Source organism: Novosphingobium sp. AAP83 (assembly GCF_001295795.1).
In the GTDB taxonomy this organism is placed as follows: Bacteria; Pseudomonadota; Alphaproteobacteria; order Sphingomonadales; family Sphingomonadaceae; genus Novosphingobium.
Genome location: NZ_LJHY01000007.1, coordinates 1 through 23,516, shown reverse-complemented (window position 1 = coordinate 23,516; position 23,516 = coordinate 1). Strand labels below are relative to the sequence as shown.

Annotated in this window: 19 protein-coding genes; 15 read left to right on the top strand and 4 right to left on the bottom strand. The window is 59.9% G+C overall.

Going from position 1 to position 23,516, the window contains the following annotated elements:
- The 8 genes from IP81_RS04485 to glgX form a co-directional block, all read left to right on the top strand.
- On the top strand, positions 1-1,090 hold a 1,090-nt coding region (locus tag IP81_RS04485), incomplete at its 5' end, for a TonB-dependent receptor (protein ID WP_157573079.1).
- A 1-nt stretch (position 1,091) separates the two neighbouring features.
- A complete protein-coding gene (locus IP81_RS04480; RefSeq protein WP_082355967.1) occupies positions 1,092-1,631 on the top strand; it encodes a cytochrome b in 540 nt (179 codons plus the stop codon).
- 373 nt (positions 1,632-2,004) lie between these two features.
- On the top strand, positions 2,005-4,416 hold the full coding sequence (locus IP81_RS04475) for a glycogen/starch/alpha-glucan phosphorylase (protein WP_054106787.1): 2,412 nt from the start codon (positions 2,005-2,007) through the stop codon (positions 4,414-4,416).
- Positions 4,417-4,424: 8 nt separating this feature from the next.
- Positions 4,425-6,590: a 1,4-alpha-glucan branching protein GlgB gene (gene glgB, locus IP81_RS04470; protein WP_054106786.1), complete on the top strand. Its 2,166-nt coding sequence runs from the start codon at positions 4,425-4,427 to the stop codon at positions 6,588-6,590.
- 18 nt (positions 6,591-6,608) lie between these two features.
- The gene (glgC, locus tag IP81_RS04465; RefSeq protein ID WP_082355966.1) at positions 6,609-7,868 is read left to right on the top strand and encodes a glucose-1-phosphate adenylyltransferase; all 1,260 of its coding nucleotides are present in this window, start codon (positions 6,609-6,611) and stop codon (positions 7,866-7,868) included.
- Positions 7,865-9,319, top strand: a complete 1,455-nt coding sequence (glgA, locus tag IP81_RS04460) for a glycogen synthase GlgA (protein ID WP_054106785.1) — start codon at positions 7,865-7,867, stop codon at positions 9,317-9,319. The genes glgC and glgA overlap by 4 nt, the downstream gene beginning before the upstream one ends.
- Positions 9,319-10,947, top strand: coding sequence for an alpha-D-glucose phosphate-specific phosphoglucomutase (locus tag IP81_RS04455; RefSeq protein ID WP_054106790.1), 1,629 nt, complete (start codon positions 9,319-9,321; stop codon positions 10,945-10,947). The genes glgA and IP81_RS04455 overlap by 1 nt, the downstream gene beginning before the upstream one ends.
- A complete protein-coding gene (gene glgX, locus IP81_RS04450; RefSeq protein WP_054106784.1) occupies positions 10,944-12,734 on the top strand; it encodes a glycogen debranching protein GlgX in 1,791 nt (596 codons plus the stop codon). The genes IP81_RS04455 and glgX overlap by 4 nt, the downstream gene beginning before the upstream one ends.
- A gap of 150 nt (positions 12,735-12,884) precedes the next feature.
- On the opposite strand, the gene IP81_RS04445 is transcribed toward glgX, so the two are convergent.
- From IP81_RS04445 to IP81_RS04435, 3 genes are all read right to left on the bottom strand, one after another.
- Positions 12,885-14,528 (bottom strand): FAD-binding oxidoreductase, encoded by a 1,644-nt coding sequence (locus tag IP81_RS04445; protein ID WP_082355964.1) that lies wholly within the window; start codon positions 14,526-14,528, stop codon positions 12,885-12,887.
- The gene (locus IP81_RS04440; RefSeq protein ID WP_082355969.1) at positions 14,525-14,851 is read right to left on the bottom strand and encodes a cytochrome c; all 327 of its coding nucleotides are present in this window, start codon (positions 14,849-14,851) and stop codon (positions 14,525-14,527) included. Before IP81_RS04440 ends, IP81_RS04445 begins: the two co-directional genes overlap by 4 nt.
- Before the next feature lie 123 nt (positions 14,852-14,974).
- Positions 14,975-15,631, bottom strand: a complete 657-nt coding sequence (locus IP81_RS04435) for a TetR/AcrR family transcriptional regulator (protein WP_157573078.1) — start codon at positions 15,629-15,631, stop codon at positions 14,975-14,977.
- A gap of 220 nt (positions 15,632-15,851) precedes the next feature.
- Here IP81_RS04435 and IP81_RS04430 point away from each other — a divergent pair, with 220 nt between their 5' ends.
- From IP81_RS04430 to IP81_RS04420, 3 genes are all read left to right on the top strand, one after another.
- Positions 15,852-16,454, top strand: a complete 603-nt coding sequence (locus tag IP81_RS04430) for a murein L,D-transpeptidase catalytic domain family protein (RefSeq protein WP_231626230.1) — start codon at positions 15,852-15,854, stop codon at positions 16,452-16,454.
- 128 nt (positions 16,455-16,582) lie between these two features.
- Complete coding sequence (locus IP81_RS04425; protein WP_054106781.1) at positions 16,583-17,743, top strand: isovaleryl-CoA dehydrogenase; 1,161 nt, start codon at positions 16,583-16,585, stop codon at positions 17,741-17,743.
- A gap of 23 nt (positions 17,744-17,766) precedes the next feature.
- A complete protein-coding gene (locus IP81_RS04420; RefSeq protein ID WP_054106780.1) occupies positions 17,767-18,246 on the top strand; it encodes a MaoC family dehydratase in 480 nt (159 codons plus the stop codon).
- Here the strand turns inward: IP81_RS04420 and IP81_RS04415 are convergent.
- The gene (locus IP81_RS04415) at positions 18,215-19,120 is read right to left on the bottom strand and encodes a LysR family transcriptional regulator (protein WP_054106779.1); all 906 of its coding nucleotides are present in this window, start codon (positions 19,118-19,120) and stop codon (positions 18,215-18,217) included. The genes IP81_RS04420 and IP81_RS04415 overlap by 32 nt on opposite strands.
- A gap of 122 nt (positions 19,121-19,242) precedes the next feature.
- Between IP81_RS04415 and IP81_RS04410 the strand changes: the two genes are divergently transcribed.
- From IP81_RS04410 to IP81_RS04395, 4 genes are read left to right on the top strand one after another with little or no spacing between them, the layout of a single operon-like run.
- The gene (locus tag IP81_RS04410) at positions 19,243-19,968 is read left to right on the top strand and encodes a pirin family protein (protein ID WP_054106778.1); all 726 of its coding nucleotides are present in this window, start codon (positions 19,243-19,245) and stop codon (positions 19,966-19,968) included.
- A gap of 32 nt (positions 19,969-20,000) precedes the next feature.
- On the top strand, positions 20,001-20,579 hold the full coding sequence (locus IP81_RS04405) for a nitroreductase family protein (protein ID WP_054106777.1): 579 nt from the start codon (positions 20,001-20,003) through the stop codon (positions 20,577-20,579).
- A gap of 56 nt (positions 20,580-20,635) precedes the next feature.
- Positions 20,636-22,255 carry an NAD(P)/FAD-dependent oxidoreductase gene (locus IP81_RS04400; RefSeq protein WP_054106776.1) on the top strand — a complete coding sequence of 540 codons (1,620 nt, stop codon included), beginning with the start codon at positions 20,636-20,638 and terminating at the stop codon, positions 22,253-22,255.
- Complete coding sequence (locus tag IP81_RS04395) at positions 22,252-23,430, top strand: NAD(P)/FAD-dependent oxidoreductase (RefSeq protein WP_054106775.1); 1,179 nt, start codon at positions 22,252-22,254, stop codon at positions 23,428-23,430. Before IP81_RS04400 ends, IP81_RS04395 begins: the two co-directional genes overlap by 4 nt.
- Positions 23,431-23,516: the final 86 nt, after the last annotated feature.

The following is a 23,516-nucleotide window of genomic DNA, read 5'->3' as shown; positions in this document are numbered from 1 at the left end:
AGAACTGCGCCCGCCGGTAGGTGGAAATCATGTCCTGCGCCTTGGTGCCGATTATCGCCTGAGTGATGGCGATATGGCCGAAGACGCCTATTCTGCGGTGACCGGCCTTGTTACTGCGCGCCGCCGGGCTGGCGGCAAAACGGGTGATCTGGGGCTTTTCCTCGAAGATGACTGGACGCTGGGGCCAGTCGTGCTGACCGCCGGAGCGCGCGCGGATCGCTGGTCGATCAGCGAAGGGTACTTCGTTGAGACAACCGCCGCAGGAACGCCGACAACCGACCTTGCCTTTGCCCGCCGAGATGGTTGGCAGAGCAGTTTTCGCGGCGGTGCCGTTGTGACGGCAAGCAGCACGCTTTCGCTGCGCGCGGCGGCCTATACGGGGCTGCGGCTGCCGACGCTCAATGAACTGTACCGGTCTTTCAACGTGGTTGCGCCGCGCAGTGGCGGGGGCGTTACGATCACGACTACCCAGCGCAATGACGCCTTACGGATCGAAGAACTGGAAGGGTTTGAAGCAGGCTTCGACTTTACCCCCCTGCCCGGCCTTTCGTTCAGCGCGACCGCATTCGACAACCGCATCAAAAACGCGATTGCCAATGTCACTTTGGGGGTCAGCGGCAATACCGTTACGCGACAGCGGCAGAATGTGGATGCGGTCCAAGCGCGCGGGATCGAATTGGGCACCAAGGTTCGCCTGGGTAAAGTGTCGTTCGATGGTTCGCTGGCCTATACCGATGCGCAACTGAACGCGAGCGGTGCATCGGCATCGCTGAACGGCAAGCGTCCGGCGCAGACGCCCCGCTGGGCCGGAACAGCTACTTTGTCCTATCGGCCGGCACAGCGCACGTCGCTCGGCCTGACCTTGCGCCATATCGGTAGCCAGTTCGAAGACGATCTTGAAACCGATTTGCTACCCCCCGCGACAACTATCGACGCCTTTGCACAATTGCCGCTGTACGGGCCGGTGAGCCTTGTTCTGCGCGGCGAGAATTTGGGCGGCGAGACAATAGTGACGCGGTTGCAGGACGGTTCTATGGATATTGGCACGCCGCGCACGTTTTGGGCCGGCATTCGTGTGGAGATCCGTTGATATGGCGATCCCGGCCGCAAATGCAAAATCGATGCGTTACAATGGTGTAGCGCGTGCTTTTCATGCCGTAATCGCACTGATGGTCGTCTTCAACCTGATCACCGGCATTGGCGGCGAATCAATGGAAAAGGTCTGGGTGCCTTATCCGGCCCACAAAGCTACCGGGATTTTGATCCTGCTCCTGTCGGTGGGACGCATCGCTTGGCGCTTTACATGGACGGCCCCGGCATGGCCCGCAACAATGGGCACGGTTCAACGCCTGATCGCAAAAATCACGCATCTCGCGTTTTATGCCCTGATGCTGATCGTGCCGGTGACGGGATGGATCATGTCATCGGCCAGCAAATATCCTATTTCAATTTATGGCATGTTTGATTGGCCCAAGCTTGCGGTGGCCAAAGATTCCGCACTTGCCGGGATTGCCCATGAAGGACATGAAATTCTCGGCTTTTTGATGGCTGGCCTTGTTTTGCTGCATGTGGCAGCCGCGCTGCATCACCATTTCATCATCAAAGACAGCATCTTGCGCCGGATGTGGTAATACGCAGACGTATTCGCGCCGACTTTTGCAACAGCTGCGGCTAACGGCAATGGCGTGGTCAGCGCAACAGAATTTGTTATCTAACAAGTGATTGAATGGAGCGGTGCCGTTGATTGCGCCGCCTGCTTTTCGCTGCACAAAATCCGGAATTATGCGGCGCGCTTAATTCACCGCTTGCCGTTGGGGCAAGCAGTGTCATACCAAACGGCTTTGGGGGTTCGATGAAGGGCTACCTGGCATCGCAAGGAACGGCCATTGGCCATTTCCACATAAGTGCGAGCAGGCGGTTATGAAAGGCCGGTGCAAAAGGTTCCGGTTCGCAGGCGGCATGGCTCGCCCTCGCACCGGGAGCAACTAAAGTGGGACGTGTGCCATGAGCCTCGACATCAATTCCAAAGCGGCGCAGATCGACGCGCAAATTCTTGATGTGCTGCGCCATCGCGTGGGCAAGGATGAACGCGCGGCCAAGCCGCATGACTGGTACACGGCCACCGTGCTGACATTGCGCGACGCCATCATCGACAGATGGATGGAATCGACGCGCAAGACTTATGCCGAGGGCGCCAAGCGGGTCTATTACCTCAGCCTTGAATTCCTGATCGGCCGCTTGCTGCGCGATGCCCTTTCCAACATGGGCCTGACGCGCGACATGGAAAAGGCCTTGCGCGAACACGGTTTTGATCTGGCAGCGCTTGAGGATCTTGAGCCTGATGCAGCGCTCGGTAACGGCGGCCTTGGCCGTCTGGCCGCCTGCTTCATGGAAAGCCTCGCCAGCCTTGATATCCCCGCTTATGGCTATGGGATCCGCTATGTGAACGGCATGTTCCGCCAGCGGATTGACGATGGCTGGCAGGTAGAACTGCCCGAAACGTGGCTGAGCCATGGCAACCCGTGGGAATTTGACCGCCGCGAGAGCGCCTACATCATCGGCTTTGGCGGCGAAGTGGTCGACAATGGCGATGGCGTGGAATGGCGCCCTTTGGAAAAGGTTGAGGCCAGCGCCGTTGATACCCCGGTTGTCGGCTGGCGTGGAAAGCGCGTGAACACGCTGCGCTTGTGGACGGCGCATTCTTTTGATCCGCTGAAACTCGACGCATTCAATGCGGGCGATCACATGGGCGCGCTCACCGATCAAATGCGCGCGGACAGCCTGGTGCGCGTGCTTTACCCGGCAGACTCCACCCCTGCTGGCCAGGAGTTGCGGTTGCGTCAGGAGTATTTCTTCACCTCGGCCTCAATCCAGGACATCATCCGCCGCCATATGCAACTGCATGGCGATATCCGCACCCTGCCGGATAAAGCGGCGATCCAGTTGAACGATACGCACCCTGCGGTTGCGGTTGCCGAACTGATGCGCATCATGGTCGACGTTCACGGCCTTGAATTCAGCGAAGCGTGGGAAGTGACCAAGGCAACGGTCGGATACACCAACCACACGTTGCTGCCCGAAGCGCTGGAATCATGGCCACTGCCGTTGTTTGAACGCCTGCTGCCGCGCCATATGCAGATCGTTTACGCAATCAACAGCCGCGTCCTGCGCGAAGCGCGCAAGGCAGGGATGGATGATCGCGCCATCGCGGCGATCAGCCTGATCGACGAAGGTGGCGAGCGCCGCGTGCGCATGGCCAATCTTGCCTTCACTGGCGCGCACAGCATCAACGGCGTGGCCGCGCTTCACACCGATCTGATGAAGACCACTGTCTTTTCCGATCTGCACAAGCTTTACCCCAACCGGATCAACAACAAGACAAACGGCGTCACCCCCCGCCGCTGGCTGCAACAGTGCAATCCGGGCCTGACGTCCGTCCTTAAAGACGCAATTGGCGATGGCTTCCTTGATGACACCGCGAAGCTGGCAGACCTTAATGCGCTGGCGAATGATGCGGCGCTGGGTGAGCGTATTGCCGAGGTCAAACGATCCAACAAAGTTGCGCTGGCCAAGCACCTCAAGGACCTGACCGGCATCCGCCTTGATCCTGATGCGCTGTTCGATGTTCAGATCAAGCGCATCCATGAATACAAGCGCCAGTTGCTCAACCTGATCGAGACGGTGGCGCTCTACGATCAAATTCGCAGCCATCCCGAACGCGACTGGGTGCCGCGCGTCAAGATCTTCGGCGGCAAAGCCGCGTCGAGCTATCACAACGCCAAGCTGATCATCAAACTGTCGAACGATATTGCCCGCAGAGTTAACGCCGATCCATCGGTTGGCGGGTTGCTCAAGGTTGTGTTCGTGCCAAACTACAACGTCAGCCTGGCCGAACGGATCATCCCGGCAGCCGATCTGTCCGAGCAGATTTCAACCGCCGGCATGGAAGCTTCGGGCACCGGCAACATGAAGTTTGCGCTTAACGGCGCGCTGACCATCGGCACGCTTGATGGTGCGAATATCGAGATCAAGGATCATGTCGGCGACGAGCATATCGAGATATTCGGCCTCACCGCCGATGAGGTCGAAGAGCAGCGCGCTGGTGGCTACAAGCCGCGCGATGTGATCGAGAAATCGCGCGAGTTGCAGCAGGCGCTGGCAGCCATTGCTACCGGCGTGTTCTCGCCCGATGATCCTGATCGCTACAAGGGCCTGATGGGCGGGATTTATGACCACGACTGGTTCATGGTCGCCGCCGATTTTGACAGCTATCACACCGCACAGCGCAACATCGATAAGCGCTGGGAAAATCAAGCGGGCTGGCGCGCTTCTGCAATCCGCAACATTGCCAATGTAGGCTGGTTTTCGTCTGATCGCACGATCAGCGAATATGCCCGCGATATCTGGGGGGTCTGAAAGCCGGAATGAAACCATCGGCGAGCGCCATCGAAGCTCTATTGGACGGGACGCACGCCGATCCTTTCTCATTGCTTGGTATTCATGAAGGACCCGAAGGTGCGTTTGCGCGGGCGGTGTTACCCGGAGCGGCAACGGCGGTTGCGTGGTCGCTGGCGGGTGAAAGACTGGGCGAACTGGCCCGCGTCGACGGGCGCGGTTTGTTTGAGGGCAAAGTCAGCGGACATCGCCAACCGGTGCGGTATGCTTGCAAGGCGGGCGATCACGAATGGTTGGTGACGGATCCTTACACCTTCGGTCCGGTGCTGGGGCCGATGGATGATTTCCTGATCGCCGAGGGCACGCATCTGCGCTTGTTCGACAAGATGGGCGCGCACTTGATCGAGCATGAAGGCACAAACGGCGTCCACTTTGCGGTGTGGGCGCCCAATGCGAGCCTTGTTAGTGTTGTGGGTGATTTCAATGATTGGGATCACCGCCGCCACCCGATGCGCCGCCGCGCCGATATTGGCGTATGGGAAGTGTTTGTGCCCGACATTGGCGAGCACCGGACATACAAGTATCATGTGGTTGCAGCAGATAGCACGGTGATGCCGCTGAAGGCTGATCCCTTTGCATTTGCATCGGAATTCCGCCCCAGCACAGCTTCGATCACCGCGCATCCGGTTAAACTCGATTGGGGTGATGAAGGCCACCGCGCGCATTGGGCGAGCGTCGATGCGCGCCGCCAGCCGATGGCAATTTACGAAGTCCATCCCGGTTCATGGCAGAAACCGCATGACGAGGGCTTCTACACTTGGGACGAACTGGCAGAGCGCCTGATCCCTTATGTGACCGAGATGGGCTTTACCCACATCGAATTTCTGCCGGTTTCAGAGCATCCCTATGATCCAAGCTGGGGCTATCAGACAACGGGCCTCTACGCCCCGTCCGCCCGCTTCGGCCCGCCCGAGGGCTTTGCCCGGTTCGTTGACGGCGCGCACCGTGCGGGCGTTTCTGTCCTGATCGATTGGGTGCCCGCGCATTTCCCCACCGATGAGCACGGCCTTGTCAAATTCGATGGGACCGCGCTTTATGAACACGAAGACCCTCGGCTTGGCTTTCACCCCGATTGGAACACGCTGATTTACAACTTCGGGCGCAACGAAGTCGTCAGTTTTCTGGTCAACAACGCGCTGTTCTGGGCCGAGCGTTATCATGTCGATGGCCTGCGCGTCGATGCCGTGGCCTCAATGCTTTACCGCGATTATTCGCGCAAAGCGGGCGAATGGATCGCCAACGACGAGGGCGGACGCGAGAATTGGGAGGCGGTTGCTTTCCTGCAAAAGATGAACCGCGCGGTCTATGCCAGCCATCCCGGCTTCCTGACGATTGCCGAGGAATCGACCTCGTGGCCGGGCGTTAGCAAGCCCGCATTCGATGAGGCCCCGCGCGAGCATTTGGGCTTTGGCTTCAAGTGGAACATGGGTTTCATGCACGATACGCTGCAATATATGGCGCGCGACGCCGTGCACCGCAGTTATCACCACAACGAAATCACGTTCGGCCTGACTTACGCCTTTTCCGAAAATTTCGTTCTTCCGATCAGCCACGATGAAGTGGTCCACGGCAAGGGCAGTTTGCTGACGAAAATGAGCGGCGATGATTGGCAGAAGTTTGCCAATCTGCGCGCTTATTACGGGTTGATGTGGGGCTATCCCGGCAAGAAACTGCTGTTCATGGGCCAGGAATTTGCACAACGCCGCGAATGGAGCGAAGCGCGTTCGCTTGACTGGGACTTGCTTTCAGCCCCCGCGCACGAAGGGGTACGGCGCTGGGTGCGTGACCTGAACCGGATCTATACCAACCGCCCTGCACTTCATGCCCGTGATTGTGAGCCGGAAGGTTTCGAGTGGCTGGTGGTTGATGATGCGCAAGCCTCTGTTTTTGCTTGGGTCCGCAAAGCTCCGGGGGCAAAGCCGGTGGCAGTGGTCTGCAATATGACCCCGCAGGTCCACGATCACTATCGACTGCCACTTCCCCATGCCGGTGCATGGCGCGAAGTGTTGAACAGCGATGCGCAGGATTACGGCGGCAGCGGGATTGGCAATCTTGGCGAAGTGATAGCGCGCGATGGTGCCGCCTTTGTCGTCTTGCCGCCATTGTCGACACTGATGTTCGAGTTTGCAGAATAAAAGACGGGAGAATTGGGGATGCGCGAAACTTACTCACAACCGCTCGCCCGTGATGCGATGGCCTATGTGCTTGCAGGCGGACGAGGCAGCCGGTTGAAAGAATTGACCGATAACCGTGCAAAACCAGCGGTTTACTTTGGTGGGAAATCGCGGATCATCGATTTCGCGCTGTCGAACGCGATCAATTCGGGCATCCGCCGCATCGGCGTTGCCACGCAGTACAAAGCGCACTCGCTGATCCGCCATATGCAGCGCGCATGGAACTTCATGCGCCCTGAACGCAACGAAAGCTTCGACATCTTGCCCGCTTCGCAGCGCGTATCCGAACACCAATGGTACGAAGGCACCGCCGACGCGGTCTATCAGAACATCGATATCATCGCGGCCAATGACCCCAAGTATATGGTCATACTCGCAGGCGATCACATCTACAAAATGGATTACGAGCTGATGCTGCGCCAGCACGTGGAAAGCGGCGCTGATGTGACGATCGGTTGTCTGGTCGTGCCGCGCGCCGAGGCATCGGGCTTTGGCGTGATGGCGGTGGACACGGCTGACACAATCACCGAATTCGTCGAAAAGCCCGCCAATCCGCCCGGAATTCCGGGCAACGAAGGCATGGCGCTGGCCTCGATGGGCATTTATGTATTCGAGACGAAATTCCTGTTCGACATTCTGCGCAAGGATGCGGCCGATCCCAATTCGAGCCGCGATTTCGGCAATGATATCATCCCCTATATTGTCAAAAACGGCAAGGCCGTCGCCCATCGCTTCACCGCAAGCTGCATTCGCGCGGCTGAGGAAATAGAAGAATACTGGCGTGATGTGGGCACATTGGATGCCTATTTTGATGCCAACCTCGACCTCACCGATGTTGTGCCCAAGCTGAATATGTATGACCGCGACTGGCCGATCTGGACCGACCAGATCATCGCCGCGCCAGCCAAATTTGTACACGATCAGGATGGACGGCGCGGTATGGCGATCTCGTCGCTGATCAGCCAGGACTGCATTGTCTCGGGGGCAATAGCCAAACGTAGCTTGTTGTTTACAGGCGTAAAAATGGGCTCATTCTCATCGTGCGAAGAGGCGGTGATCCTGCCTTATTGCAACATCGGACGCGGCGCGCGGCTTAACCGCGTGATCCTCGATTCCGGCGTGCGCATCCCTGAAGGACTGGTGGTTGGCGAAGATCCGATCCTTGACGCCAAGCGGTTTCAGCGCACCGAAAGCGGGGTGTGCCTGATTACCAAGCGGATGATCGAACAGCTCGCATGACAATCAGGGTTCTGTCCGTCGCTTCGGAGGCCGTTCCGCTAGTCAAGACCGGCGGTTTGGCGGATGTGGCAGGCGCGCTGCCCTCTGCGGTTGCGCCGCATGGCGTTGAAATGACGACACTTTTGCCTGGCTATCCGGCGGTGATGAAGGCGCTCGGCCGCGCCCGCGCTGTGCATACGTGGGATTCGCTGCTGGGCGAAAAGGCGCGTCTTTTGGGGGGCAAGATGGATGGCTATCCCCTGCTCGTGCTGGATGCGCCTGCATACTTTCAGCGCGAAGGCGGCCCTTATAGTGATGCAGAAGGGCGCGATTGGGTGGACAATTGGCGGCGTTTTGCGGCGTTTGGACGCGCAGCGGCGGATATTGCGGGCGGATTGGTAAAGGCGCGGCGCTTTGATGTGGTCCACGCGCACGATTGGCAGGCGGCAATGGCGCTTGCCTATATGCGCTTTGCCCCGCCCGAGGGAGCGACGCCCCTGCCCTCGGTCATGACCATTCACAACATGGCGTTTCAGGGCTTTTATAGCGCCGACAAATTTCCAGCGCTCGGCTTGCCGTCTCAGGCCTGGTCAATGGATGGGGTGGAGTATCATGGCGGGGTCGGTTTCCTGAAAGCGGGCCTTGAAGCGGCCAGCGCGATTACCACCGTCAGCCCGACATATGCGCGCGAGATCAGGACTGCGGAATTCGGGATGGGCCTTGAGGGGTTGATCCTGAGCCGGGGCGACAAAGTATCGGGCATCGTCAACGGCATAGATCCGGCGCAGTGGAACCCGCAAGTCGATCCGGCCTTGCCATCGCCGTTCAACGTCAAGACGATTGGCAAACGCGCGGCCAACAAGCGGGCGCTGGAGGCCGAGTTCGGGCTTGAAGCCGGGGACGGGCCGCTGTTTGTGGTGGTTACGCGCCTGACCTGGCAAAAGGGCATGGATGTGCTGCTGGAGGTGATCGATCACCTTGTGGGGATTGGCGGACGGTTGGCGCTGCTGGGATCGGGTGACAAGGCGATGGAGAATGCCTTCCATGCCGCCGCCATGCGCCATCCGGGCAAAGTGGGCGTGCGCATCGGCTATGACGAGGCGCTTTCGCACCGGATGCAGGGCGGCGGTGATGCGATCCTTGTGCCGAGCCGGTTCGAGCCTTGCGGCCTGACCCAGCTTTACGGGCTGGCTTATGGTTGTGTGCCGGTTGTGGCGCGCACAGGCGGGCTGGCCGATACGGTGATCGATGCCAATCTGGCCGCCGTGATGGGCGGCGTTGCCACCGGCGTGCAGTTCAACGGGGTCAATTATGCCAGTTTGGCCGACGCCGTTAGCCGTGCCGTAACACTCTTCTGGCAGCAGGATGTCTGGCGCGGTATCCAGCGCGCCGGGATGAAAACCGATTTCTCGTGGAGCCGTTCGGGCAAAGCCTATGCGGACCTCTACGCCAAACTCATTGCGGAGGCATGATGATCCGGACTGTTGAGACGACGCCCTACTCTGGCCAGAAACCCGGCACTTCGGGATTGCGCAAAAAGGTCAAAGTCTTTCAGCAAGCCGGATACGCCGAAAACTTTGTCCAATCGGTGTTTGACGTGGTCGAACGCGCAGCGGGATCGATCCTCGTGCTGGGCGGTGACGGGCGGTACCACAACCGCGAAGTAATCCAACAGACCATCCGCATTGCCGCCGCCAATGGTTATGGCAGCGTGATCGTGGGCCAAGGCGGCATTCTTTCCACGCCCGCCGCCAGCCACGTGATCCGCAAGTATGGTGCATCAGGCGGTTTGATCCTTTCCGCCAGCCACAACCCCGCCGGGCCTGACGAGGACTTCGGGATCAAATACAACATCGCCAATGGCGGCCCCGCCCCCGAAGGCGTGACCGATGCGATCTATGCACGCACGCAGACGATTGACCGCTGGCTGACGGTGGACGCGCCTGACGTTGATCTGGACACCATCGGTTCCAGCACGGTGGGCGGCATGACGGTTCAGGTGATCGATTCTGTCGCCGATTATGCCGAACTGATGGAAAGCCTGTTTGATTTCAACGCGATCCGCGCCAATGTTCAGACTGGCCTCACCATGGCATTTGATGCGATGAGCGCGGTGACTGGCCCTTATGCCACCGATATTCTCGAAGGCCGTTTGGGTTTTGCCAAGGGGACCGTGCGCAACGGTGTGCCGCTGGAGGACTTTGGCGGGCACCATCCCGATCCCAACATGGTCCACGCGCATGAACTGTTCGAAACGATGTTCGGGCCAGACGCTCCAGATTTTGGCGCGGCGTCTGACGGCGATGGTGACCGCAACCTGATCGTGGGCAGGCACCGCTTTGTGACCCCCTCCGATAGCCTTGCGATGCTGGCCGCCAATGCGCACCTTGCGCCGGGCTATGCGGGCGGGCTGAAAGGTATTGCGCGTTCGATGCCGACCAGCGCGGCGGCGGATCGTGTGGCTGCGGCGCTCGGGCTTCCCAGCTTTGAAACGCCTACGGGTTGGAAATTCTTCGGAAACCTGCTCGACGCGGGCATGGCGACGATCTGCGGCGAGGAAAGCGCAGGCACCGGCAGCGACCACGTGCGCGAGAAGGATGGGCTGTGGGCCGTGCTGCTGTGGCTCAACATTCTGGCGGTGCGCAAGATCAGCGTGGATCAACTGGCGCGCGAGCATTGGGCCAGGTTCGGGCGCAATTACTATGCCCGCCATGATTATGAGGGGCTACCCACCGAGCATGCCGATGCCTTGATGGCCGAACTGAACGGCAGCCTTACCGGATTGCCGGGCAAGGCTTTCGGATCGTTGACTGTTTCGACTGCCGACAATTTCTCCTACCTTGATCCGGTGGACGGTTCGACCAGCAAAAATCAGGGCGTGCGCGTGTTGTTCGAGGGCGGATCGCGCGTGGTGTTCCGCCTTTCCGGCACCGGCACCGAAGGGGCGACCTTGCGCGTCTATCTGGAACGCTATGAGCCGGTGGGCGGCGATCTTGATCGGGAAACGCCCGATATGCTGGCCGATTTGATCAGCGCTGCCGATGCGATTGCCGGAATTACGCGCCACACCGGCCGCACTGCGCCCGATGTTGTGACATGACCTTGGGCGTTGCGGTTGCGGACGGGAAGACACGCTTCACCGTTCGCGCCCCGCGCGCTGATGCGGTTGCACTGTGCCTGTTCGATGGCGATGCCGAACAGCGCCTTGGCATGGTTCGTTCCGGCGATAACTGGACGATTGAACTTGCTGGCGACTTGTCGGGCGAACGCTATGGCTATCGCGCTTCGGGGGAATGGAATCCGGCGCGAGGGCTGTGGTTTGATCCGGCCAAGTTGCTGGTTGATCCTTATGTCGCGGAACTGGACCAGCCCTTCAGATATGATATCAGCTTGTCCGCCTATGGTGTTGATACTGCGCCGATTGTACCCAAAGGCGTTGTCATCAATCCAGTGGCCATCGCGCTTGGACCGCCAAAGTTCCAACACGGCGGATTGATTTACGAAGCCAATGTGCGCGGCTTTACGATGCTGCATCCGCAAGTGCCGGAATCCTTGCGCGGCACAGTGGCGGCGCTGGCCCATCCGGTGATCATCAAGCATCTGAAAAGCCTGCACGTTTCGGCCATCGAACTGATGCCCATCGTGGCCTGGATTGACGAGCGGCACTTACCCCCATTGGGCCTGACCAATGCCTGGGGGTATAATCCGGTTGCGCCGATGGCATTGGATCCGCGCCTGTGCCCCGGCGGAGTGGCGGAACTGCGCGATACCGTGGCCGCGCTCCATGCCGAGGGGATTGGCGTGATCCTTGATGTGGTGTTGAATCACACAGGGGAATCCGATGTGCTTGGCCCTGTGCTGTGCCTGCGCGGGATGGATGATGCGGCTTATGCCCGCGCGCCGGATGGCAGCCTTATCAACGATACCGGTTGCGGCAATACCCTGGATTTCGGCAATCCGGCGGTGCGCGAACTGGCGTTGACCACACTGCGCCACTTCATAAAGCATTGCGGGATTGACGGATTCCGGTTTGATCTGGCCCCGATCTTGGCGCGCAATCCGGGCTTTGCCGCCGATGCACCGATCTTTGCCGCGATTGCGGCAGACCCTTGGCTGGCGGACCGGGTGCTGATTGCAGAGCCTTGGGACATCGGCCCGGGCGGCTACCAGCTTGGCAATTTTCCGGCGGGTTGGCTCGAATGGAACGACAGGTTCCGCGATGATGTGCGGCGCTTCTGGAAGGGAGAGGCGGGCATAGGGGTGCTGGCAACGCGGATTGCCGGATCATCGGACGTGTTTGGCAAGCAGTGCCGTTCGGTCAACTTCCTCGCCGCGCATGACGGGTTTACGCTGGCCGACGGGCTTGCCTTCGAGCAGCGCCACAATTGGGCCAATGGCGAGGAGAGCCGCGATGGTCACGGCGAAAACTTCAGTTGGAACAATGGGGTAGAGGGCGAAACGGAGAACCCCGATGTGCTTGCCGCGCGCGCTGCCTATGCCCGGGCGATGCTGGGCACGCTGTTTGCTTCGACCGGTACGATCATGCTGACGGCAGGCGATGAATTCGGACGCAGCCAGCGCGGGAACAACAACGCCTATGCGCAGGACAATGCGATCACTTGGGTGGATTGGGCCGGTCGCGATCTGGCGCTTGAGGAGTATACGTTCGGGTTAGCGGCTTGGCGTGCTGCAAGAGTCTCGCATTTCTCGGCGTTTCCCGAAGATGGGAACTGGGCGGGTCTTGATGGGGTGGAGATGAGCGCAGCGGCTTGGGAAAGCCCTGCGACGCAAGGATTTCAATGGGTTGGCCCGGATTATGGCTTTAGCGTTGACCGGGATGGTCCCGCGGTCGATGTTATCAGCCCGGCCTTCTTCATTCCCGCGTAGGCGGGAATCCAGCCGCAGCGTGGGACTGGATCCCCGCCTTCGCGGGGATGACGAAGTTGGGGAGGATGACGAAGTTGGGGGCGGATGACGACGTCAAGGGTGACGACGTAGCCCGGACGCGCCGGATATGGTTTTACGATTTCTCCGACATCACAGGGTAATCCCCGACTTGCCCGGCGCGATGACGCCGTTGGGATCGAGCGCGGCCTTGAGGCGCTTGTTCAGCATGCGGTTCGCCTCGCCATATTGGTTGGCGACGAGGTCCATCGTGCTGACGCCGGTGCGGTAGGCCGCCCAGCCCTTTTCACCGAAGCGCAGGACCATTTCTTCCATGCAGGCCTGCGCCTTGCGTTCTTCGGCGGCATCGTCCTTGTCGAACAGCAGGAAAATGAGGTGGTGCAATTCGCGGCTGCCGACGGCGAAGGCGGCGTTATAATCGAAGTTGTATTTGCCGAGGATTTCCTTGGCGAGTTTGGTCTGTTCCGCCGTTTCCGCGCCTTTGGCGGGGGCGACAGGGGCAAAGCAGACCATGCCGCCGCCGGGACCGCGCCAGCGCACAATGCCGACTTCTTCCAAGGACATGCCACCACGCATCAGGGTTTTGTGGTGTTCAAACCACGGATTTCCGGCCATTTCCTTTTCGGTGAGCACTTCGCCGCCCGTGGCCTCGAAGGCGGAACGGATGATCGGTTCGATGGCGGCGATGATCTCGTCGGTGCCATAGAGCGCGAAATAGGTGTTCCACATGCCGAGGCCGTTCTTCACCGCCTCTGCCTTGATCGCCTCGTCAGGGACGGAGCGGGTTTCGGTCCAGATATCGGCGCGGCGTTTGAACATGGCGAGCTGGTAGGCTGCGCCCATCATCAGCACACAGTTGGGGATGAGGTTGTTCATGCGGAACGGGCGGATGGCGTCGACGATCTTCGAGACGTCGGCCATTTCCATGTGGCGGACCATGAACGGCTTGTAGACCGGCGGCGCGGGCATCAGCCACATGCCGAGCTTGGTGACGACGCCGAAGTTCGATTGGGTGAACAGGCCGTCGATATAAGGTCCGTAACCCCACTTGAAGGCCTGCCATGTGGTGGAATTCTTGACCGAGCCCATGCCGGTGCGCACGACGGTGCCATCGGCCAGAACGACCTCCATGCCGCATTGCATGAAGAAGTGATCGCCATAGGGCGTGTAGCCTACCCCACGTTCGAGCGTGTTGCCGAGCGGCGAGACGATAGGGCCGACGGTGGGCACATCGACCCAGTAGGGCAGATTGTTGGCTTGAAGATAATCGTGAAGATCCTGATAGGTTACGCCGGGTTCTACCAACGCGGTGCCAAGTTCGGCATCGACCTCGATGATCTTGTTCATGCGTTTGAGATCGAGCACCATCTGGCCCGAGGTGGCAGGCGTTGCGTTGCCATAGCCCATGTTCTTGCCGGTGGAGACGGGCCAGAGCGGCAGGCCGTATGTGTTGGCGACCTTGAGCACCGCCTGCACTTCTTCGACCGAGGCCGGGGCGACGGCGCCTGATGGCAAATGCTTGCCATCGGGATCGGGTGTGAAGGTACTGAGATAAGGTAGCGTGCTTTCCGCATTGGCGAAGACCCAGTCCGCGCCAACGACCGCGCGCAGTTCCTTGACCGCAGCGGCAAAACGATCGCTATCGACGCCGGGCGGCATCATGCGCGCGCCGTCCAGCGGGCTGGCGATGGCAGCGGTGGACAGGAACGCAGCGCCAGCGGCACCGGCGCGGATGACATCGCGGCGCGATACGCCGGTTCCGGTAGGGGCGCTCATTGGCCGTGCTCCTTTGCGTTGGCTTTCGACTTTTCAATCCAGAGGCCGAGCGCGGCTAGTTCCGCATTTGTGATTTCGGTGGGGCGAAAGGCGGGCATGGCACCGCGTCCGGCGCGGACCATCGTCTGGATGGTGGCGGCAGGCAGCTTGCGACCGAGGATCAGCGGACCGACGTTGTGACCATGGCAGTAGCCGCAAGTGACGCGATAGACGTCTTGCGGGGTTCGGCCTTGATACGCCGGTTTTGTTTGTCCGGCGGCGAGTGCGGCGCTGGTGGCGGTGATGATTCCTGCGGTGAACATGGCCATTTTGGCGATGTGCATCATCTCTCTCCCGATTGTTGGTTCAACCTTGGATTACCAAATCTTACTTATTGTCAAATTTGATAAAATCAGATGGACGTGCGGAGTCAACAGGCTTGCAGAGCCGCATTTATGACGGATTTTCTAGGAGAGTGGCGGCAGCGGGTCTGTGGAGAATTTAAAGGCTGCCGCCGGTTTGCAGCCAAGGCCGATCAGAACTGCCCGCGCGACGTGGCTGGAATAGTCGGTACCACAATCATCGCGCAACTGCGTGAACAATGCCGATAATGTCGCCCCCATGACCAGATCGCGCCCGATCTGTTCGTCAGCAACGGTGAATACGCCAGTTGCGATACCGTCGGCCACGGTTGAACGCGCCTGGGCAAAGGTTTCCGAACCAAACACCACACCGTTGGCCGAAAGGTTCACGATGGACCACGCCCAACGACAGTCGAGCCTGCCCCGTTCAAGATAATAACGAATGGCACAAGCTGTGCGCTGCGCTGCGTCGGGCATTGTTTCTAGCACGGCCGTAACCCGCACAAGGAAATCGTGGCTGACCTCCCATGTAAGGGCCTCACGCAGATCATCCATGCCGCTGAAGTGGTTGTAGAAGGTTTGGCGGGTGATCCCGGCGGCTTCGCAGACTTCCTCAACCCGGGCGTAAAGGCCGTTCTCGCGGCCGAAGATATCGAAGGTGACAGCCAGAATACGCGCGCGGGTGCGGGCCTTGCGTTCGCGCCCGATTTCAGCACGGCGCTCGCTATCGATCTTACGCTTGGGAGGAGTAGCGGACGTCATATTGGCCACCTAACGCGCAAAACCGGCCTCGTCCACGGCGGGACGCGCAACATCGACCGCCTTGGCGAATTTGCACATCAGACAGCAGGCCATGCACGATTCATCGCAAGGGTTGACAAGGAGGCTTGCACATAGGAACCTTGGTCTACAAATTGTTAACAATGAAAATACTTCGGGATTTCGCATAATGTTGTTTGAGCGGCGCCGGCTTATAGGTGCCATGGCAGCCACTGTCGGTAGCTTGGCGGTTTCGGGCCAACCTGCGCTTGCCGTCACGCGCCCGCGTGAGGTGCCAGTATCGCCCTTTGCAAAACCGGCCTTGCCCTTGATGGTGCAACGCGCGGTGGCCGCACTGGATGCGCAAGGTAAGCATGTTCGCCATCGCGATCTGGTGGGATTTGTCGATTTTTCGCAAGCTTCGCGTGAGGCGCGGTTCCATCTGATCGATATCGAGGGCGGCAAAGTGCTGTCATCGCACCTTGTATCGCACGGGCTTGGGTCCGATCCGGCCAACAGCGGGTGGGTGCAACGCTTTTCCAACCAGTTGGGATCGAACGCTTCGAGCCCTGGTGCTTTCCTGACGGGCGTGACCTATTATGGCAAGCATGGCCGTTCGCAGCGGTTGATCGGGCTTGAAGACGCCAACAGCGCAGCGATGGAGCGCGGGATCGTTATTCACGCCGCCAATTACGTGAGTGCCGAAATGGCGCGCGATTATGGCCGCGTTGGCCGCAGCCAAGGCTGTTTTGCGTTTTCGAACAAGGATATCAGTGGCGTCATGCAGAGGTTGGGCGAAGGTCGCCTGCTGTTTGCAACCAAGTAAACCCGGCTTGATAACAAACAGCACGAAACTATAGAAAAATCCTATGGCTCATTGCGGTTCAAATCAATTTTGAACACAGAATTCGTGATGATAGACTGCATGCCAACAAACATGTTGAGGATGCACCGATGCGCTCTACGCCCGACTTCGACTTCGGCCTGACCGAAAGCGCCCTGATGATACGCGAGGCTGCGGGCCGCTTTGCGGATGAGCAGATCGCGCCACTGTCCGCCGAGATTGACCGCAATGACCGGTTCCCGCGTGAATTGTGGGAGCCAATGGGGGCGCTTGGGCTGCACGGCATCACGGTTGAGGAAGAGTGGGGCGGCTTGGGCCTTGGCTATCTTGATCATGTAATCGCGGTGGAGGAAGTGTCGCGCGCATCAGGTTCTGTTGGCCTGTCTTACGGCGCGCATTCGAACCTTTGCGTCAACCAGATCCGGCGTTGGGGCAATGACGAGCAGAAGGCAAAGTATTTGCCCAAGCTGATTTCGGGCGAGCATCTGGGCAGCCTTGCGATGTCAGAAGTGGGGGCGGGATCGGACGTGGTTTCGATGAAGCTGCGCGCCGAGCCGGTGCCCGGCGGGTTCCGGCTGAACGGCACGAAATTCTGGATCACCAATGGCACTTATGCCGATACACTGGTGGTCTATGCCCGCACCTCGCCCGAAGGCAGCCGGGGGATCACCGCGTTTTTGATCGAAAAGGGGATGGAGGGTTTCTCGATCGGCCAGAAGATCGACAAGATGGGTCTGCGCGGAAGCCCGACGTGCGAACTGGTGTTCGACGATTGCTTTGTGACAGAAGAGCAGGTGATGGGGCCGCTGAACGGCGGCGTTGGCGTGCTGATGAGCGGGCTGGATTATGAGCGTGTGGTGCTGGCGGGCATGCAGATCGGGATCATGCAGGCGTGCCTTGACACGGTCATCCCCTATGTGCGCGAACGCAAGCAGTTTGGCCAGCCGATAGGTTCTTTCCAGTTGATGCAGGCCAAAGTGGCAGACATGTATGTGGCGATCCAATCGGCGCGGGCCTATGTCTATGCCGTGGCCAAGGCCTGTGATGCGGGGCAGACGACGCGGTTTGATGCCGCTGGTGCAATCCTGTTGGCGAGCGAGAATGCGTTCCGGGTTTCCGGAGAATCCGTGCAGGCGCTGGGCGGTGCAGGCTATACCAAGGACTGGCCAGTAGAGCGTTATCTGCGGGATTCCAAGTTGCTCGACATTGGCGCGGGAACGAATGAAATCCGCCGGATGTTGATCGGCCGGGAACTGATCGGCCGGAATTGAGCAGTACGCGGTAGGAAGTTAACATGGCAGGCAAATACTTCGATCAGTGGCAAGTGGGTGACCGGATCGCCCATGAAATACGCCGCACGGTGACCGAGACCGACAATCTTTTGTTCACGGTGATGACGCACAACCCGCAGCCGCTGCACATCGATGCCGAGGCCGCCAAGGCCAGCGAATTCGGGCAGATACTTGTGAACGGAACTTTCACTTTCGCCCTGATGATCGGGCTTTCGGTGGGCGAAACGACGCTGGGCACACTGGTGGCGAACCTTGGCTATGACAAGCTGGTGATGCCAGCGCCGGTGTTTATCGGCGATACGATGCGCGCCACAAGCGAGGTGGTGGAACTGCGTGCGTCCAATTCACGGCCCAACGCCGGGGTCGTGACGTTCCGCCATGAATTGATCAACCAGCGCGACGAGGTGGTTTGCCGCTGCTTGCGTTCGGCGATGCTGATGAAAACCCCGCTTAAGACGGACACTGTGCCAGTCGGGCCTTGAACGCATCGAGCAGCCATGCGCGGGCAGGTCCGGTGGGACAATCGCGCCGCCAGAGTGCGTGAAAGGTGTAAGCCATACCGGGCGCTTCGGGCACGGCAAGACGCACAAGGCGTCCTTCGGCCAAGTCTGCCGCAACCGCATGTGCCGGCATGCTGCCCCAACCGATGCCTTCGCGCAGCAGCGCATGACGCGCACCAAGATCGCCCAAGCGCCAAGTGTTGGCCGAGAATACAGAGAAGTCCTTGCCTTCGGTCAGGCGGGAACGGTCAGTCAACACCAATTGACGGTGTTTGCGCACTTCGCCGGGCGGGACGGGGTCCATCCGGGCGAGCGGGTAGGCAGGCGCGGCGACGGGGATCATGTCCACTGCGCCAATCGCGATACGTTCAAGTTCTGACAGCGGCACAAGTTCAGGACCGCCAATGCCAAGATCGGCAGCGCGATCCATAACCAGCGCAGCGATGGCTCCCAAGGCTTCGACGTGAAGGCGCAGGCGAACGGTGGGGAATTCGTGCTGAAATTCGCGCAGCACTTCGGCCATCAGATGCGTGGGGAACATCACATCGACTGCAAGGCCAAGTTCGGCTTCGAGGCCCTGATTGAAGCTGAGCACGCCTGCCATCAGCGCATCGACCTGATCGGCCACGGCGCGTGCCTGCGCGAGCATGGCCTTGCCCGCTGCGGTGAGGACCGGTTTGCGCGAGCCTTCGCGATCAAATAAACTGACGCCGAGTTGCGCTTCGAGCGTGGTCACGCCGTAACTGATTACCGAGATGGCGCGGCCAAGCTTGCGTGCGGCACCGTTGAAGCTGCCTTCATCAACGACGGCGAGGAACAAACGCAACTGATCGAGAGTTGGATGGCCGATGTTCATAGCGCATACCTTTCAATAATTACGAACATTCTATTGCATTTTATCGGGATATTTAGATTGGATTACAAGGCCTATGCGGGGTTTAACAGGACAGCAAAACTGTCTGGCTTGGAGAAATCATCATGACGCAGACGCTTGCAACCAAGGCCCACATCGAATTGCGCCCCTTTGCCTCGCTGGGCGCGGCCAACCACGGCTGGCTTGATGCCCATCATCATTTTTCGTTTTCGGAATACCGCGATCCGGCGCGTGATAGCTGGGGCGCGCTGCGCGTGTGGAATGATGATGTGATCGCCGCCAACACCGGTTTCCCGCCACACGGCCACCGCGATATGGAAATCGTGACTTATGTGACCAAGGGCGCGATCAGCCACAAGGACAGCCTTGGGAATGCGGGCCGCACGGAAGCAGGCGATGTTCAGGTCATGTCAGCGGGCACCGGTATCCAGCATTCGGAATTCAATCTTGAATCGGAAGAGACGCGCCTGTTCCAGATCTGGATCATCCCTGATCGCCGTGGCCATGCGCCAAGCTGGGGTGCCCGCCCCTTCCCCAAGGACAGCCGTGAAGGCCAATTTGTGCCACTGGCTTCGGGAATTGCTGGCGACGACGACGTGCTGACGATCAACGCCAACGCCCGCGTTTTGGGGGCGACGGTGAAGGCTGGCGAAACCGTGCGCTATGCCCTGACCGAAGAGCGTCACGCCTATCTGGTACCGGCCAAGGGCCGCGTGCGGATTGGCGATGTAGAAGCCAATGCCCGCGATGGCGTGGCCATTACCGGCGTGACCGAAATCGTTGTGACCGCACTGGACGATGCCGAACTGGTGCTGGTGGACGCTGCCTGAAACTGTTTGATTCTAAACCTAAGGATGATTCCATGACACGTACTGCATCCCCCAATATCGTCCCGCTGATCGTTGAACGCTGGAGCCCCCGCGCCTTTGACGGATCGGCCGTGCCGCAAGCCGACCTTGATGTGATCTTTGAAGCGGGGGGCCTTGCTGCCAGCGCTTATAACTACCAGCCGTGGCAGTTCCGCTATGCGCACAAAGGCGATGCCAACTTTGATGCGTTTATCGGCGCGCTGGTGCCATTCAACCAGACATGGGCCAAGGAAGCGGGTGTGATCGTCTATGCCGTGTCGGACGAGTTCATGCGCTCTGACAAGGGCAACAATCCCAACCATAGCCACAGCTTTGATGCGGGCGCCGCATGGGCCTATGCCGCATTGCAGGCCACGGCGATGGGCTATCACACGCATGGCATGACCGGGGTGGACTTTGTTAAAGCGGGCGAAGTGCTCGGCTTGCCAGAGGGTTACCGCGTGGAAATGGCGTTTGTGATCGGCAAGATGGGCGATATAAAACAATTGCCCGAGATGCTTCAGGAGCGCGAAGTTATCAGTTCGCGCAAGCCGGTGAGCGAAATTGCCTTTGCCGGGCCGTTCGCTCAATAGAACTTTGGCTTAACGTGCAAGTGGCGCTGCCCATGCGTTTTCGCTAGGGCGGCGCCATGCTTCGCATCAATGAACTGAAACTGCCGCTGAATCACGCCCCTGAAGAGCTTTCGGAGGCGATTTGCGCGCGACTGGGGATTGAGCCCCCTGCCCTGCAACGTTTCCAGATTTTCCGGCGCGGCAATGATGCGCGCAAAAAGCACGCGATCCTGCTGACTTATGTGGTCGATTGCGTGGTGGCAGATGAAGCCGCCGTGCTGGCCCGCTTTGCCGATGACCAGAACGTGCGGGCGACGCCTGATTTGTCGTACAAATTCCCCGTGATGGCACCCGAAGGCTATGACGGTGAGCGTCCTGTCGTGATTGGCGCGGGTCCTTGCGGGCTGTTGGCGGCGCTGATTCTGGCGCAGATGGGCCTCAAGCCGATCATTATCGAGCGCGGCAAAGCTGTGCGTGAGCGGACCAAGGACACGTGGGCCTTGTGGCGCAAATCGGTGTTGCAGCCTGAATCCAACGTGCAATTCGGCGAAGGCGGGGCTGGCACGTTTTCTGACGGCAAGCTCTATAGCCGGATCAAGGACCCGCGCCATCTGGGCCGCAAGGTGCTGGTGGAATTCGTCAAGGCGGGTGCGCCGGACGACATCCTGACCGAAGCGCACCCGCATATCGGCACGTTTCGTCTCGTCACGATGGTGATTTCCATGCGCGAGACGATCGAAGCGCTGGGCGGCGAATACCGCTTTGGCACGCGGGTGGAAGATTTCGAGATCGAAACGGCGGCTGACGGATCGCGGCGGATGGCGGGTCTGCACTTGTCGGACGGATCATTCCTGCCTGCGCGCCATGTGATCATGGCGGTGGGCCATTCGGCGCGCGATACATTTCAGGTTCTGTTTGACCGCGGCGTGCATATTGAGGCCAAGCCCTTTGCCATCGGTGTGCGTATCGAACATCCGCAAGGGTGGATCGATACCGCGCGATACGGGCCGAGCGCGGGCAACAAGATTTTGGGACCAGCGGCCTATTCGGTTTCGCACAAGTGCAAGAACGGGCGCACGGTCTATTCGTTCTGCATGTGCCCGGGCGGGCGCGTGGTGGCGGCAACCAGCGAGGAAGGCCGCGTTGTGACCAATGGCATGAGCCAGTATTCGCGCGCAGAATTCAACGCCAATTCCGGGCTGGTGGTGGATATCGATCCCAATCGCGATTATCCCGGCGGCCCGATGGCGGGCATGGCTTTCCAGCGGCACTGGGAAAGCCTGGCGTTTACTGCGGGCGGAAGCAATTACATGGCTCCCGGACAAAAGCTGGGGGATTTTCTTGCTGACCGGCCCTCCACCGAATTTGGCGCAGTGATCCCGAGCTATCAACCGGGCGTGCACCTGACCGAATTGAACAAGTGCCTGCCCGATTATGTGATTGAATCGATCCGCGAGGCGCTGCCGGTGTTCGGGCGGATGGTGCCGGGATATGACCATCCCGATGTGGTGATGACGGGCGTGGAAACGCGCACATCATCGCCGGTTAAGATCACGCGCGGTGCCGATTGCCAGAGCCTCAACACGCAGGGGCTTTATCCTGCGGGCGAAGGGGCTGGCTATGCGGGCGGCATCCTTTCGGCGGCGGTTGACGGGATCAAAGTGGCCGAGGCGCTGGCTTTGAAGATGTTGGCATGAGCGGTTCCATATTCGACGCCATCATTCTGGGTGCTGGCGCGGCGGGATTGATGGCGGCGCTGACGGCGGGGCAGCGCGGATTACGCGTGCTGCTGATTGACCACGCCGACGAGCCGGGCAAGAAGATCCTGATTTCGGGTGGCGGGCGCTGCAATTTCACCAACCTCCATACGGTGGCGGATCGCTATATCTCGGAGAACGCACACTTTGCGCGGTCAGCTTTGGCGCGGTATACGCCTGCGGAGTTTATCGCGCTGGTGGGCAATCACGGCATTGCCTGGCACGAAAAGACGCTGGGGCAATTGTTCTGCGATGGTTCGGCCCGCGCGATTGTCGACATGCTGATGTTCGAGTGCCGCGAGGGCGGCGTGACATTTGCATTTGGCAAACCGGTTTCGGCGGTGGACCTGACCGACGGGGTTTACCGCGTGACACTGGACGGGGTGGAGCATCTGACGCCTTCGCTGGTGCTGGCGACGGGCGGGCTTTCGATCCCGAAGATGGGGGCGACGGGATTTTCGCTGGAACTGGCGCGCAAATTCGGGCTGCCGGTGGTGCAGACCCGTCCGGCGCTGGTGCCGTTTACGCTGGGTGAGGATGAAGCACTATTCCGCTCGCTCTCGGGCGTTTCGGCCGAGGTCATAGCGCGGGCGGGCAAAGCCGCTTTTCGCGAGGCAGCATTGTTCACGCATCGCGGACTTTCTGGGCCTGCGATGCTGCAAGTGTCATCCTATTGGGAGCACCGCACTGCGATCCATGTCGATTTTCTACCGGATAGCGCGGGCGACTGGTTGCTGGAGGAAAAGCGCGCGCGGCCCAAGGCGACGCTACGATCCACGCTGGCGCGGCGCTTGCCGGAACGCTTGGCCGAGACATTGGCTGAACGGTTGGCGGTGGAAGGTGAATTGGGCAATTGCCGCGATGCAGGACTAAAGTCTGCGCAAGAGCGGCTGGCCCGCTGGGCATTTGAGCCGAACGGAACCGAGGGTTACGCCAAGGCCGAAGTGATGGCGGGCGGCATATCCACCCGCGCGCTTTCGCAAAAGACGATGGAAGCGGGCAAAGTGCCGGGGCTGTTCGCGATTGGCGAAGCGGTGGACGTGACCGGCTGGCTGGGTGGCTATAACTTCCAGTGGGCCTGGGCCAGCGGCAAAGCGGCAGGGGAAGCGGTCTAACCGCCATATCGCCCCGCATCCGTTCGTGTCGAGCGAAGTCGAGACACTTGTGCGCGGTGTCTCGACTTCGCTCGATACGAACGGTC

Excerpts from the sequence above, each read along its gene's own strand:
- IP81_RS04480 (WP_082355967.1), top strand. The coding sequence starts at position 1,092 with ATGGCGATCCCGGCCGCAAATGCAAAATCGATGCGTTACAATGGTGTA.
- IP81_RS04475 (WP_054106787.1), top strand. The coding sequence starts at position 2,005 with ATGAGCCTCGACATCAATTCCAAAGCGGCGCAGATCGACGCGCAAATT.
- glgB (WP_054106786.1), top strand. The coding sequence starts at position 4,425 with ATGAAACCATCGGCGAGCGCCATCGAAGCTCTATTGGACGGGACGCAC.
- glgC (WP_082355966.1), top strand. The coding sequence starts at position 6,609 with ATGCGCGAAACTTACTCACAACCGCTCGCCCGTGATGCGATGGCCTAT.
- glgA (WP_054106785.1), top strand. The coding sequence starts at position 7,865 with ATGACAATCAGGGTTCTGTCCGTCGCTTCGGAGGCCGTTCCGCTAGTC.
- IP81_RS04455 (WP_054106790.1), top strand. The coding sequence starts at position 9,319 with ATGATCCGGACTGTTGAGACGACGCCCTACTCTGGCCAGAAACCCGGC.
- glgX (WP_054106784.1), top strand. The coding sequence starts at position 10,944 with ATGACCTTGGGCGTTGCGGTTGCGGACGGGAAGACACGCTTCACCGTT.
- IP81_RS04445 (WP_082355964.1), bottom strand. The coding sequence starts at position 14,528 with ATGAGCGCCCCTACCGGAACCGGCGTATCGCGCCGCGATGTCATCCGC.
- IP81_RS04440 (WP_082355969.1), bottom strand. The coding sequence starts at position 14,851 with ATGCACATCGCCAAAATGGCCATGTTCACCGCAGGAATCATCACCGCC.
- IP81_RS04435 (WP_157573078.1), bottom strand. The coding sequence starts at position 15,631 with ATGACGTCCGCTACTCCTCCCAAGCGTAAGATCGATAGCGAGCGCCGT.
- IP81_RS04430 (WP_231626230.1), top strand. The coding sequence starts at position 15,852 with ATGGCAGCCACTGTCGGTAGCTTGGCGGTTTCGGGCCAACCTGCGCTT.
- IP81_RS04425 (WP_054106781.1), top strand. The coding sequence starts at position 16,583 with ATGCGCTCTACGCCCGACTTCGACTTCGGCCTGACCGAAAGCGCCCTG.
- IP81_RS04420 (WP_054106780.1), top strand. The coding sequence starts at position 17,767 with ATGGCAGGCAAATACTTCGATCAGTGGCAAGTGGGTGACCGGATCGCC.
- IP81_RS04415 (WP_054106779.1), bottom strand. The coding sequence starts at position 19,120 with ATGAACATCGGCCATCCAACTCTCGATCAGTTGCGTTTGTTCCTCGCC.
- IP81_RS04410 (WP_054106778.1), top strand. The coding sequence starts at position 19,243 with ATGACGCAGACGCTTGCAACCAAGGCCCACATCGAATTGCGCCCCTTT.
- IP81_RS04405 (WP_054106777.1), top strand. The coding sequence starts at position 20,001 with ATGACACGTACTGCATCCCCCAATATCGTCCCGCTGATCGTTGAACGC.
- IP81_RS04400 (WP_054106776.1), top strand. The coding sequence starts at position 20,636 with ATGCTTCGCATCAATGAACTGAAACTGCCGCTGAATCACGCCCCTGAA.
- IP81_RS04395 (WP_054106775.1), top strand. The coding sequence starts at position 22,252 with ATGAGCGGTTCCATATTCGACGCCATCATTCTGGGTGCTGGCGCGGCG.